This window comes from Enterococcus sp. DIV0756 (assembly GCF_051710745.1).
In the GTDB taxonomy this organism is placed as follows: domain Bacteria; phylum Bacillota; class Bacilli; order Lactobacillales; family Enterococcaceae; genus Enterococcus_A.
Map to the genome: position 1 here is coordinate 2,283,004 of NZ_JBIOLF010000001.1, position 14,320 is coordinate 2,297,323.

At 33.6% G+C, this 14,320-nt stretch carries 13 protein-coding genes; all 13 read right to left on the reverse strand.

Going from position 1 to position 14,320, the window contains the following annotated elements; all coding sequences use genetic code 11:
- Positions 1 to 217 precede the first annotated feature (217 nt).
- Positions 218 to 1,765, reverse strand: a complete 1,548-nt coding sequence (locus tag IGI44_RS11100) for a hypothetical protein (RefSeq protein WP_438787788.1) — start codon at positions 1,763 to 1,765, stop codon at positions 218 to 220.
- A 10-nt stretch (positions 1,766 to 1,775) separates the two neighbouring features.
- Positions 1,776 to 2,726 carry a glycosyltransferase family 2 protein gene (locus IGI44_RS11105; RefSeq protein WP_438787789.1) on the reverse strand — a complete coding sequence of 317 codons (951 nt, stop codon included), beginning with the start codon at positions 2,724 to 2,726 and terminating at the stop codon, positions 1,776 to 1,778.
- A gap of 94 nt (positions 2,727 to 2,820) precedes the next feature.
- Positions 2,821 to 4,353: a hypothetical protein gene (locus IGI44_RS11110; protein ID WP_438787790.1), complete on the reverse strand. Its 1,533-nt coding sequence runs from the start codon at positions 4,351 to 4,353 to the stop codon at positions 2,821 to 2,823.
- A gap of 137 nt (positions 4,354 to 4,490) precedes the next feature.
- Positions 4,491 to 5,438: a glycosyltransferase family 2 protein gene (locus IGI44_RS11115; RefSeq protein ID WP_438787791.1), complete on the reverse strand. Its 948-nt coding sequence runs from the start codon at positions 5,436 to 5,438 to the stop codon at positions 4,491 to 4,493.
- Between the two features lie 11 nt (positions 5,439 to 5,449).
- Positions 5,450 to 5,743 carry a HesB/YadR/YfhF family protein gene (locus IGI44_RS11120; protein WP_438787792.1) on the reverse strand — a complete coding sequence of 98 codons (294 nt, stop codon included), beginning with the start codon at positions 5,741 to 5,743 and terminating at the stop codon, positions 5,450 to 5,452.
- A gap of 11 nt (positions 5,744 to 5,754) precedes the next feature.
- Positions 5,755 to 6,420 carry a potassium channel family protein gene (locus IGI44_RS11125; RefSeq protein ID WP_016180613.1) on the reverse strand — a complete coding sequence of 222 codons (666 nt, stop codon included), beginning with the start codon at positions 6,418 to 6,420 and terminating at the stop codon, positions 5,755 to 5,757.
- Positions 6,421 to 6,540: 120 nt separating this feature from the next.
- Positions 6,541 to 7,173 carry a response regulator transcription factor gene (locus tag IGI44_RS11130; protein WP_016180612.1) on the reverse strand — a complete coding sequence of 211 codons (633 nt, stop codon included), beginning with the start codon at positions 7,171 to 7,173 and terminating at the stop codon, positions 6,541 to 6,543.
- A 55-nt stretch (positions 7,174 to 7,228) separates the two neighbouring features.
- The gene (locus IGI44_RS11135) at positions 7,229 to 8,296 is read right to left on the reverse strand and encodes a sensor histidine kinase (protein WP_438787793.1); all 1,068 of its coding nucleotides are present in this window, start codon (positions 8,294 to 8,296) and stop codon (positions 7,229 to 7,231) included.
- Positions 8,293 to 9,015: a cell wall-active antibiotics response protein LiaF gene (gene liaF, locus IGI44_RS11140; RefSeq protein ID WP_216409709.1), complete on the reverse strand. Its 723-nt coding sequence runs from the start codon at positions 9,013 to 9,015 to the stop codon at positions 8,293 to 8,295. The genes IGI44_RS11135 and liaF overlap by 4 nt, the downstream gene beginning before the upstream one ends.
- Positions 9,016 to 9,147: 132 nt before the next feature.
- A complete protein-coding gene (gene greA / locus IGI44_RS11145) occupies positions 9,148 to 9,627 on the reverse strand; it encodes a transcription elongation factor GreA (protein ID WP_049218879.1) in 480 nt (159 codons plus the stop codon).
- A gap of 95 nt (positions 9,628 to 9,722) precedes the next feature.
- A complete protein-coding gene (gene mltG / locus IGI44_RS11150) occupies positions 9,723 to 10,865 on the reverse strand; it encodes an endolytic transglycosylase MltG (protein ID WP_438788980.1) in 1,143 nt (380 codons plus the stop codon).
- Between the two features lie 920 nt (positions 10,866 to 11,785).
- Positions 11,786 to 12,751: a glycosyltransferase family 2 protein gene (locus IGI44_RS11155; protein WP_438788982.1), complete on the reverse strand. Its 966-nt coding sequence runs from the start codon at positions 12,749 to 12,751 to the stop codon at positions 11,786 to 11,788.
- A gap of 9 nt (positions 12,752 to 12,760) precedes the next feature.
- Positions 12,761 to 14,212, reverse strand: a complete 1,452-nt coding sequence (locus IGI44_RS11160) for a hypothetical protein (RefSeq protein WP_438787794.1) — start codon at positions 14,210 to 14,212, stop codon at positions 12,761 to 12,763.
- Between the last annotated feature and the right edge of the window lie 108 nt (positions 14,213 to 14,320).

The window sequence follows — 14,320 nt, forward strand, 5'->3', positions numbered from 1 at the left end:
GCAAAGAAAAAAGAAAACACCGAAGCATTTTCTTTAAGCGATTCACTGAGAACAATGTTACTTTACTTAGAGCCTAAAATAATAGACAGAAAACATCAACCTAGTAAAATTAAGCTAACGTTGTTTATCTATTACATTTCTTAAGCTAATGTCGAATATCATTTGTGCTATATCCCATGATAGATTATAAGAAGTTAGTCGATCTTTTGTATATAACTTATTTTTCAAATAGACTCGGATTCTTCTTTTTTCTGAAATCATAAAAAAAATTTATCCAACCTGATGAAGCTATGATAAGAAAGAATGGTAAATATTGAATTAAATATCTTGATCTTCCACCCTCAAAAATCAATAAATAAAGAAAAGCTCCAACAATCGTTAGTTTAATACAAAGTAAAACATAAAAATCGAAATCTTGATTTAATTTAAAAGAATATATCATTCCTACTATAATCAATAGCCAAATAATTTGCATAATAAAACGGACGTTATTCGTTTTTGCTCCTTGTTGATAATATGTATCCCTCAAAAAAGATTGAACCTTATTCTTAGACTGCTTTTCGGGTACTTGAGGAGTTCCATCCCTACCCCACCCAAAATCTCCGCGGTCAGTGTTATTGAAGTGTTTTTGAACCAGAAACTTTACATATCCTGCTATTTTGTGATCAGCCAAACGTTGCTTAATCACCTCGATATTAGATTTCTTTCGCAGAATAGGATCAATTATTTTTTTATCGCGTTCAACATCGCCAGAATTATATCCTCCACTGCCAGAGATTCCCATCATCACAAAATGAGTCCAAGGCATTGCTTTATTTGAGTCAATTTTAACAACAGTTTGGTGACTCATAAAGCCTTTGAAACTAACGACTGGCAAGCAGATTGATCCTAGAATAAGGATCAGTATTACGATATTCTTTAAAGTAAAACGATTATTTTTTATACACTTTAATAACTCTATAATGATCCAAGCGATGAAATATACAATTGAAGAGGGTTTAATCAAAAACGATATACCTATGACTAATCCAATGACGATTATTGCTACAAAATAAGATATACCCGAAACATCTTTTAAATTAGCATACAAATATAAGACGGTTGTTACTAAAAGAAGACTAATCTGGTCAGTGTATGGAACCATAATCCAAGGCGATAGCATAAACAGAAACATATATAAATAAAAACACAAGTAAGCTACACTCTTATTGAATAAACCTTTGGTTGCTTTATACAATAATATTGCAGCTATATCAATGAAAGCTATATTAAGTAATTGAAAAATTATCCATTGACCATCAAGACTAGGTATAAAAAAAGATATTATACTATTGTACAAATACATGAGAAAAAAATACAATTGATTGTTTGGGTACAGTGATAAATAATCATTCATTATTTTTGGGGTACTCACTCCAGAAATAACGGCCCCTACATCCCAGCCAATAGCGGTTGTCACATTAAGTAGAATAAAGATTTGTGCTATTACAATTGCCAAGAACAGAAGAAGGGTGATCAACGGTAATTTTTTATTAAAAACTAATAATACTTTTTTAGCTATTGATAAACTTTGAAGACGTAGAATATGGTGAGAACATACAATAAAAAGAAAAATAATTAAAAAAATGATCAAAAAAGCAATTTTACTAGATATCTCAAATAGATTTAAATTACTCGAACGAATAGCTCCAAAAAAAGTTAGTCCTGCAAAAAAAAGGAAAAAATAGTTAATTCGTTCAAATAAATAGTTCACAATTCTGTTCATACTATTCAGCTCACTTACTTTGAGAAATTTCCTCAATAATATACTTAGGTCTCTTCTTTGTTTCTAGATATATCTTTCCAACATATTCTCCAATAATTCCTAATGAGAACAATATTATTCCTCCTAAAAACCAAACTGAGACGATTAGGCTACTCCATCCAGAAATTGTTTGATTCTGAAAATGACGTATAAGAATATAAAATAGCATTATTATACTAATCAGTGATACAATACCTCCCAAAATTGTGATGAACCGTAGCAAAGAAACACTCAATGAGGTAATTCCCTCGAAAGCAAAGAAAAGCATTTTTTTTAATGGATACTTACTCTCTCCAGCCAATCGTTCTTCCCGAATATAATAGACTGAAGCACTGCTGTAACCAATCATTGGTACTAAGCCTCTTAAAAATAAATTCACTTCAGAAAAATTTGATAAACCCTCTAAAGCTAGATTACTCATCAAGCGAAAATCAGCATGATTATAAACGATATTTGCTCCCAAACTCTTTAAAATTTTATAATAAGCCTGAGCTGTAAACCTTTTGAAGACTGAGTCTTTATCACGATTATTTCTGACTCCGTAAACAATTTCATTTCCTTCATAAAATTTCTCAATCATAGCATCAAAACAATTAATATCATCTTGCAAATCTGCGTCAATTGAGATGGACATATCGCACTGATTTTTAACACTCATCAACCCAGCTAACAATGCATTCTGATGCCCTTGATTTTTAGACAGTTTAATTCCCACATAAATAGAACAATTTTTCGAGAGTTCAGAAATTTTATTCCATGTTTGGTCTTTTGAGCCGTCATCCACAAAAACGATGTAACTTTTTCTTGATATTTTACCTTGATTAATTAATTCAATTAACTTTCCCTTTAACTTTTCTGCGGTGTAATCCAACATTTCTTCTTCGTTATAACAAGGAACGACCACAGCCAAAATGCCTTCCATTTTCTCTTCCCCTTTAAAACTTTTTTTTAGAACCAAAAGTTCAAGTTTTATTCTATCATAAAATATTCTATGTTTCTTTTTTTCGTAAAGAAAGTTAATTGGCTTTAAGTTTTGAACTACTAAAACTCACTATCTTGCTTAATAGAAAAGAGCAACATGGTATTAAAGTTGTCAAATAGGGATATACATACTGACTTTTGGTCTCCCACATAAGATGAAACAGGAAACCACCAATGAAAAATGTGCTACAAAACAAAACATAAATAAAAAAAATACTATTTTGCTCTTTTTTAATTGAGATAAAAAAAGAGATACAGGCTCCACCAAGCATAACTACCATGTATACGTTCATGAACATAGTCAGCAAACCATACATCCTTTTTCCATTATATATTTCTTTTAAGATTCTAGAATGGGTATACTGTTGTGTACTTTCCAGGGGTCCAGACCATACAGATTGAAACATTGGATCATTCCAAGTCGAAGTTATTTTCCCTTTGAAAAAAGCAAATGTATAGGCTGGATTTTCTTTAAAATACTTAATACGTTCTGTAATTTCTTCTTTCCCAATAACATCCGCCTTTTTTGAATTAAAATTCACACTGCTTAATACTTTTCGAGTATAGCCGTTATACCATCCAGGATAAACTGAAGCGTTTTGATCATCTTGTAAACCCATAGCGACGAATAAACTTTTTGGCATGCTATTTTCAATTTTATACCCTGAACTTCTTTCATAAGTATGATTCAAAAGAGAGTTTGAGAAAATAAAAATTATTGGAATTAATAATAGTAAAAGACCACTGATGGTTTCTTTACTCCTTAAAATAAAAAATAGATTGATGACCATTATAGCTATAATTCCTATTAAGAAATTATTCTTTATAAAGTAGCTGGCTATTAATGGAAATATACTAATAATAGCATAGACCCCTTTTCTCGTTTTAAAAAATTTGAAAGTAAAGTAAAGACAGCAATAAAAGAGGAATAATCCTAAAATTAATCCATAGGCAAATAAAATGAAAAACAATTGAGGCAAAAACAGAAAAGATAGAATAATTGATATTTTGCTAATGTTCTCATTTTTCGAAAATAAAATATCAGTAATTTTCCATTGAAAAAAATTGATTCCAATTGCCGATAGAGCGTTAACAAGAAAAATAATTTTTGGAGAATTATAAATATGTATCATTAAACGCTCAAAAGATATAAATCCTAATTGGTGTGGGTAAATAGCTACATAATTCCCCGGTTTTAAAGACTCATAATTTTTGTGATTAAATTCATAAGCTGAGTTAAAAAGAACTCTTGCATCAGCACGTAAATTTTGATCTACATGAGTAATTAGATAAAGAGAAAGCATTAAATATACAATTGAAAAAACAATAAATATATGTTTATCAGAAATTTTTCCTGCAATTTTTAAAATAAGAAATACTAATAATAGAAAACATGGAATCAGTAGAATAATAACCCCCGAATTCTTTACAAAATATACAGATTCATATTTGTCTAATGTAACATATGAACGAACAAAAAGTAACGATATACTAATATACGAAATAACCATTAAAGCAACAATAATTATTGCTTTTTCTAGCAAAGATATCAAAAAAAAAAGATTCATTACATTCTTTATGCATTGTCTATTAATCAGCCTTCCTAATCTTATATATTGAATTGAATTTGAAACAAACTTGACAATTAGCTTTTACACATTCAAAAATTCAAGCCTATATAAAATAGACTTATAAATCATATTTTTCATTTTAAGTCTACTTTACGATTTACTTCTTTTTCTGTTTCTTGAACAATATATAAAGGTCTCTTCTTTGTTTCCATAAATATTTTACCAATATACTTGCCAATTATGCCGATACACAACAATTGAACTCCACCAATAAATAGAATAATAGTAACTAATGAAGGCCAACCAGCGGTCGGATCTCCAAATAGTAATGCCCGAAAAATAATAAAAACCATTGCGACCCCAGATATAAAACAAGAAAATGCTCCTACAAAGGATGCTATATTAAGTGGCACATCAGAAAAATTTATGATTCCGTCAATTGAATAGTTAAATAATTCCCAAAAAGACCACGATGTTTTACCAGCAACTCGCTCTTTATTTTCATATGAAAGATACTCTGTTTTAAATCCAACCCAACTAAACAAACCCTTTGAAAAACGATTATGCTCAGTCAATTCTAATACAGCATCCACCATCTGTCGTGTCATCAAACGGTAATCTCGAGCACCATCTACCATCTCAGTCTCACTAATCCGATTAATTAAATGATAAAATGCTTTGGCAAACAGATTACGTATTAGCGGTTCTCCTTTCCGATTTGAACGGCGCGTTCCAACACAGTCAATATCTGATATCTCAATCATTTCAATCATTTGTGGCAATAATTCAGGTGGATCTTGCAGATCAACATCCATTACTGTCACTAGATCTCCTTCGCATGCTTGTAAGCCTGCATATAAAGCAGCCTCTTTACCAAAATTACGTGAAAAAGAAATATAACGAACAAATTTGTTAGTACAAGATAAATCACGTAATACCTCCAATGTGCGATCCTTTGACCCGTCGTTAATAAAAATGTATTCAAACTGATGAGAGACTTTCTTTCTTATTTTTTCCATCTCAGCAAAAAAAAGAGGAATCGCTTCCTCTTCATTAAAGCAAGGAACAATCACTGATATCATTCAAACCACTCCTAAACTTGGTTAAACTCATACTTAGGTTCATTTAGTTCTGCATCATAATCCACAACTAAATCATATCCTTTGAAAAACCACTCATCAGTTTCTTCAACAAAGAACATCATACCATTAGCTTTTTCTTCAATCAATGGGGTTTCTGGAGTATCCACCGACATCCCCACAGAAAAGCCATCATGTACTTGGGTTTTCCCGTAAACTTTCCCATAAAATTTAATTCCTTGATTATCGCCCAACTCAATTTCACGTTTGAACCATTCTTGTGCTTTTGGTGTTATTGTCAACTTCATTTGAAAATCACCTATCCATTCATTTTTTCATCTAAATAATCCACGTCTTCATCACGACCGATCACGACTAAATGATCATCCTTCTGTACGACTTCCTCTGCAGGCGGTGTCACAATTGGATCTTGATTGTCACGACGAATAGCTACTACATTTAGTCCAAATCGTTGACGAAAATCTAACTCATCTAGCGTTTTACCATAAAATTTACGATTGGTGACATTAATTTCAGCCAAAGAAAATTCATCCGATAGCTCTAAATAATCTAGAATATTCTTAGAAACTAGATTATGAGCGATTCTTTGACCCATATCACGTTCAGGATGAACCACACGATCAGCACCAATTTTTTCCAATACACGGGCATGGTACTCGTTTTGCGCTTTTGCTAAAATATTTGGCACACCCATTTCTTTGACCATTAAAGTTACTAAAATGCTTGCTTGAATGTCTTCGCCTATCGCAACGATTACATGATCAAAATTTCGAATTCCTAAAGAACGGAGCGTCATTTCATCCTGTGCATTCGCCACAACTGCGTGTGTTGCGATATTCATGTATTCATTGACACGATCTTCACTGCTGTCAATCGCCAAGACTTCCTGACCTGATTCCACTAGTGTGCGGCAAATGCTCCCGCCGAATCTTCCTAAACCAATAATGACAAAACTTTGCTTCATGATATCTCCTTAATCTTACACGATATTTATCAAACTACTGAAAACTTGACCTTCAACAATACCAAAACTTACATTTTATAGTATAACAAAGAGCGGGTTAATAAAACAGAGATGAACTCTCTATTTTATTAACCCGTGCTTAAAGGCATAGATCGCTGCTTGTGTACGATCCTCCACTTCTAGCTTCGCTAAAATATTCGATACATGCGTCTTGACTGTTTTTAATGTGATAAACAATTCGTCCGCAATTTCCTGATTGCTCATCCCTTGAGCAATTAATAATAGAATTTCTTGTTCACGATTGGTTAATTCTTCATGAAGAACATGACGATTTCGATTAGACAATTGCTCCATCATCTTCGTCGTCACTTCTGGTTCTAAGACACGTTCACCATTATAGGTCTTGCGAATGGCATTGGCGATTTCATGAGCTGTCGATGTTTTTAATAAATAGCCAGATGCCCCTGCTTCAATGGCCGGATAAACTTTTTCGTCATCAATAAAACTGGTAACGATTAAGATCCTTGCTTCTGGCCACTCTTTTAGAATTTTCTTGGTTGATTCAATGCCATCCATCACTTCCATCACCAAGTCCATCAAAATTACATCTGGTCGAAGCGCCATCGCCTTCTCGTAGCCATCTTCGCCATTTTCAGCTTCCCCCACAACCTCGACATCTGATTGAATCGATAGGTAAGAAGAAACGCCTAAACGAACCATTTCATGATCATCAACTAACAATACTCGTATCATCCTCTGCCTCCTAGTTCTCATAATCTACTTTATCTCTATGCTGTCTATTTTATCGTTAAACAGGCTCATTGTCCTCTACAACAGGTACTTTAATTTCAATACTGGTCCCTTGGCCTTTAAAACTAATTATTTTTGTTGACCCACCAATACCCGCAATTCGTTCACGAATGTTGCGCAGTCCATAACTACCTGCATGTTCATCTTTTGCTTCAAATCCAACACCATCATCAATCACTCGCAACAAGATACTTTGACCAACAATCTTCAGATACACTTCCAATTCATTCGCTTTTGCGTGTCGTAATGTATTAGACAATAATTCCTGTACTACTCGAAATAGTTGATCCTCAATACTAGGCGAAACACATATATCCTGAACATCCCATTTTAACTGAATTTGAATTTTGGTCTGTAGTTCCTTTAATAATTGCTCGATTCCTTGTCGTAAGCTTTTACCTTCTAAACTGATTGGACGCAAATGAAGCAATAGTGCTCGCATTTCTGATTGGGCAGCATTGATAATATCAGCTACCATCGCCAATTGCTTCTTATATGGCTCCAATTCCTCAGAATGCTGTGATTGTTCATTCAAGGCGGACATCATCATCATTGCCGCAAAAAGCTGCTGAGAAACAGAATCATGCAATTCTCGTGCTAAACGATGACGTTCTTCTTCCAAGATTTTTTCTCGCGTCGTGCCGTCTACCATTTGAGGCTGACTGCTTAACTGCTGCAGCTCCCGTGACATACTGACCAATTTCTCTTTGATTCGTTTGATGTCATGATCAACTAACAGCATCGCTTTATTCTGTGAAATCGCCACATCTAAAGACGGTTGTTCATAATCACCCGAAGCTAAGTTTTGCAATTTCCCTTCTATTTTCCCCAATTGCTGTTTCTCTAAAAATGTCACGAGAAAATAGACCGCTGCGCATACCGTCAAAGAAATAACAATGATATGAACAAATAATGGAATATAAAAAATTCGTGCCACAAATAACTGTCCGAATAATTGCCTTTTTCCTATTGCATACATATACAGAAAGAGTGTTGTCAAAATCAGTAAAAAAGAAATCAGACCCGAATAAAGGGAAATTTGTAAACGTGAATATTTCCCCATCATACGCGGATCACCTCAACATCTCCAACCAACGTGTTGGTCACTATTTTCAATCTTCGGGGACTCTCATCATAATCCTCGCTATACATTTTGATTGTTTCATTACGTAGAACTTGTGTGTCCTCATCAAAATCAACTTTGCCATAAAGCGTCGCATGTTCGAAAAGAATTCCAATCCCATATGGAACCAAAATCCGTGTCCGACCGAAGCCTTTACGAACAATTACGATGCTATCTTCTTTAGGCAACAATGTATTTCCTAAGTCGACGATTGTGTCTCCAGCTAAAATCGCTACATTAATATCATCCCACTCGAAGACCTGCGTCCCGATTCGATCATTTCCGATCCAGCTTTGTTTCCTTCGTTCGCCATTATGACCTGTTGGATCTGTTGTTTCAACCATTACAATACTTTTTTTATTTTTCAAGGAATGGTTTGGCATTGAAATACCCGCAATTTCGAAGCCTTTAAGCCCGAGAAATATTACTGCAAAAATCAACATCAACCAAGTCGCAGGACTATTCACTAAACAGATGATCAAAATGACTGAACCTAAGATCAATTGAAATTTTCGACGACGATGTTTACGCAATGCCCAATATATATTCAATGCCCCAAAAAGCAGCATGATTAACATCGCAGGGTTTGAAGATAATTGCCATAATAAGAAAATTGCAAGTAAGGCTTCAATTACAATGAAAAAGCGCCATGGACTTTTCATCTTGTCTTTCCTCCCAACTTATTATTTATACCTTATTCTACTTTTTTTACGTTCTAAATACTATCGGTCTAAAGTCGCAACCTCTTTAAACCCTAAAAGAAAAGAGGCGACCAGCGCCTCTTTCATCCATTCTTAGTTTTGTTTGACATCTACGATCTTAACTTCCATGTTTCCACCAGGAGTTGCGATCGTTACGATATCCCCAACACTTTTACCAATCAACGCTTGCGCGATCGGTGAATCGTTAGATATCTTTCCAGTTAACGGATCAGCTTCGGCTTTTCCGACGATCGTATATTCTTCCTCTTCTTCATCAGGCAATTCCACGAAAGTAACTGTTTTACCGATTGAGATTTCATCAGAATCAACATTCTCATTATCAATAATTTGTGCGAAACGAATCATGTTTTCCAAAGTACTGATACGACCTTCAACAAAAGCTTGTTCATCTTTCGCTGATTCATACTCAGAGTTTTCAGATAAATCACCAAAGCTACGTGCAATTTTAATTCGCTCAATGATTTCTCCACGTTTAACTGTTTTTAGTTCTTCTAATTCCTGCTCTAATTTTTCTTTTCCTTCTAGAGTCATTGGATATGTTTTTTCTACCATTTTTCTTCTCCTTCAATCAACGAAATTACGAAAGGTAATCCTTTATAGATTTAATCCACAAAAGATTACCACGTAATTACTGTAATGTAAATTGTTTATTTCTCTTTATTGACATATTTTTCAACCAATTCCATATGCTCTTCATAAGTCTTGGCATAATACACTTTTCCTGTTGAGATATCTGCAACAAAATAAATGTAATCATTCTCAGTCGGATCAAGGACAGCTAGAATCGCTTCTTGACTTGGATTATCAAATGGCCCAGGTCCATAACCAGCATTCGTATACAAGTTATACGGCGAATCAACCTCTGTATCTTTATATGTGACAACTTCTTTATGTTCGCCTAACGCATAAAGTATCGATATATCAGATTGTAATGGCATTTGAGCATCGATACGATTAAAGAATACTTGAGCAATTTTCTTACGATCAGATTGCGTAACTCCTTCTTTTTCAACCAACGATGCTAAAGTCATGACTTCTTGAACCGTTAATCCTTTTTCCTTAATTTGACTATAATAAGGAGTTAAGATTTGATTTGTCGTATCCACCATCTGAGTTACTAGATCCTCTAGACTCCTATTTTTATGCACATTATAAGTTGCTGGGAACAAGTACCCTTCTAAACGATAGCGTACATCTTTTGCATTACCAGCATCCGTTAATAGATCCGGATATTGTGCCTTAAGCTGTTCAAAGAATTTATCGTCTTTCATAACTTTGATAAAGTCTTCTTTCTTGAAGTCTGTTTTCTTCGCGACTAAGCTAGCGATCTTATCAACATCATATCCTTCAGGTACAGTCAGTTTCGAAGCATCATCCAATGGCTCGGCACTTCCACCCTGCTGCAATTCTTTACTAATTTGATCCAGAGTCATATTTGGGGAAAATTGATAATACCCCGCTTGAAAATTTGTTAAGTTTTTAAATTTCGTATAGAAATTGAAGACCATCCCATCACGGATAACCTCTCCATCTTCCAAAATATCACCAATTTGACGGTTTGATGAGCCACTTGGGATTTCTACCTGAACTAGTTTCTTATCATTTTTATCCAATGGTTTCAATCCGGCACTCACATAGTTATATCCTGAGATTGCTAAAATTCCAGCGACGATCAAAATTCCAATTGTCAATATATAAACAATTTTACGGACGACTCGATCCTCTTTGCGACGTTCTGCTCGTTTCAAGTTGCTCTCCTCACTTAAATCACCTTCAAAATCTTCATCCATATGACGAAGATCCTCAAATTTCTCTCCAATACGTTGGAAAATTGATGGCTCTTCTTCAAAATGCTCCTCAGGCTTCGACTGCTTTGTAACCTCTGACTTTTGTTTCTCCTTGGATGGAACAGGTTTATCAGCTCGTCTTGATTCGCCATGGCGAGACGCTGCTTTCTTTTCTTGAATTGCTGAAGGCTCTTTGGTTTGCTCTTCTTTTATCGGACTCGTCTTCTCTACCTTAGACTTTTTTATCTCTTTTCTTATCTTAGGCTTTGATTCAGAGGCATCATCAGGAACCTTCTTTTCAGAATGACTTTGTTCCTTCCGAGATTCTTCTTTTTTTATTTCTTTTTCAATCGGCTTAGACTTTTGCTCAGTAGTAGGCGATTCTTTCTTTTGTCTATTGCCAAATAAACGCTCATAGGACGAAGCCAAATCGTCATCATCACTAGTATCCTTTTTTATTTTCGAAGGTCCAGTGGATGTCGAGCTCGTTTTTTTCGTTGGTTCTACTTCACGATTCTTTCGGCCCTCTTCTAAAGCCCGCATAATCTGCTCTTTAAAAGATCCTTCTTCCGAGTGTTGGTTTTGATCCTCAGACAAAAACAACTCCTCCTTACTTCATGTCATAACTTAAACCATTATACATGAAATGAAAGAGGAGGGAAATGTAAAATTTATTTAGTTAAGGAAATATATAGCTATTGTCTTCTCAATTGTGTAAAGAGAAAAAAATGTCTTTCAATTTTAAATTAAATTAAATCAACTAAACAGAATAAAAGAGTGTATAGAATAGAAATATATTGGGAATTCTCTCAATTTAAATATTTGTTTTCTGATCTGAAATAAATTTTCCCTACATAATATTTTCTATATAGTCCTAATATTAAGTTTCTCAGAGAAAATCGTCTCCAAAAACTAGTGTTCTCCTAACTTTTAGATGACGGTTTATCATCCAGCTTGGCTTTTTTGATCGCTCCAATAAAATAAAGTGGTCTACGTTTTGTCTCAACAAAAATTCTAGAAAGATACTCTCCAACTATTCCAACTGAGATCAATTGGCACCCTCCCAAAAAGAGCATAACTATCATTAATGATGGAAACCCGGATGTATCTGATCCAAATATCAGGGTCTTAACTAAAACATAAACCATATAAATGAATGCTACAGCAGAAATGATAAATCCAAAGTACATAGAAATTTTAAGAGGAGCAGTTGTGTAAGATGTAATTCCTTCGATTGCTAGTTTGAATAATGAATTATAGGTCCATTTTGAATTTCCATGTAATCTTTCATCAGCATCAAATTCTATTGAAATTTTCTTAAAACCTATCCAATTATACAGCCCTTTAGTGTATCTCTGAGTCTCTCTTATTTTTTTTAATGCGTCGACAGCTTTTTTATCTAGCAATCGAAAATCTCCTGCATCTGGATTAACTGGAGAATTAGACATTTTCCCGAGTAATTTATAAAACAGTTTGGATGTTGTCTTTTTTAATGGTGACTCTCCTTTTCTCTGTTTTCTCTTCGCATATACATCCTCATATCCGAGTTCCCATAATTTTATCATTTCAGGTATCAAAGTTGGTGGATGTTGGAGATCCGCATCGAGTGTTATTACCGCATCATGTGTTGAATAGTCAAATCCAGCAGCCATAGCTATCTCTTTACCGTAATTTCTTGACAAATCTATTAAACTTACGTCATTTGTATCCTCAATCAATGAGCTTATTACACTCATAGTTGAATCAAGACTACCATCATTTATAAAAAGGTATTCGAAAGAATATTCATTTGATAAGGAGATTAAGGTTTCCTTTAATCTATTATACAAAGGGGTAATGTTTTCTTCTTCATTGTACGCAGGAATAGAAATAAGTATTTTTTTCATTATTATACCTCACTATTTAAAAATTACAATTTTCTCCTTAGGAATACCGTAAAAATCCTTGAATCGTTCTAACCAAATCCCGGGCTCTGTGCTTGTCTTCCAAGTGTAATTTTCATTTGGAAGTAAAGGTAATGTAATCTCAGGATTACCATCCTTAATTGATTGATCAATTATTTCTTCTCGTTGAATTTGGACTCTGTACATATAGCCAAAAATGAAAAAATAGAAGATTAACATTGCACCTATGATACCTCTAATCATTGTTTTCAACAATATATAGTATGAATCCGACAAACTTAAACTTTGAAAAATTTGACAGTAAATCATGCCTGTAAACATTATCCATAAGCAATAAGTTAAATAAAAAGAACGTGCTCCGATAGGTTCTGCAATAATTAACGGTGCAGCTGATAAAGGTATTGATAGAAAAACTACTATATTGAAAAGTCGTTTTTTTCCTGAAAATACCGTTAGGATACTTCTTAATAAGAAAATGAAATACATAATGGAAAGAACATTGATTATTGTCGCGTCATAACTAAATGAGAAAGTCATCTGGCCGTAAAAAAAAGTTCCGTAAACGGTATAAAAAATTATAAAAGCTAAATTTATTTTGTTTACATACCCTTTAGTTCCAAATTTTTTTAACAAAAGAATTATCATTCCCAAATTAAAAAGAACAAGTAATAACTTATAATTCAGAATCATATTAGGTAATAATTGCGAACTGATTTTATGCCAAATAAAACCAATAGACAGCTCTAACCTTTTATACCCATCAGTGTTGTTTGCCGCATTCAAGTATGCAGGATTTATAAACATTATTGCTGAACCTAAAAATGATGTAACAGCAGAACAAACCGTAAACAAGGTGTTTTCTTTATTAATCAATCTTTCAATAGCTAAAACTGAAAGAGTTAATATTGACATAAAAATTGAGACACTTTCACTAAAAAATTGTGTAGCTAAAACGATAAATATTCCAGAAAGTATCGGATGTAATGGTTTCTTCTTATATAGAACGTACTCATGAAATAATTGAAAATATAGAACCACAAAAGTTACGGGAGGAACAAAATTTACAAAAGCAGCCGGCCAACCATAAATTTGTCTAAACAAAGGTGTCGGGGGTAATAGTAGCAATAAAAATGTACACAATGAAATTAATCGTCTGCTCTCATTAGTATTATTTTGAGTTCGATAAAAATTTTTGATTGACAAATACACCCCAAGTGTAGAGGAAGTCATTACAAATGCTTTAAATAAATTACTCCTTGTAATTAATAATGATAAGATGTCTCCAAAATAGCGACCGTTGTATCCTTGGAAAAAATTTTTCAAATTTTCAATTCCTTCGTTAGTCCCCCATGCCCATTCATCATGATTATATGGAACCATCAAAAAGATCACAAAAAGAACTATCACTACAAAAATATTTTTAAACACGTATTTCTTTACTGACAAACTACACACCTACTCCAAATTATAAAATCTTGTACTAATTTTAGAAAAATTAATATGAGGTCCAACTATCATTTTTTACTATTATTGATGATACACGAAAAAAAAAAG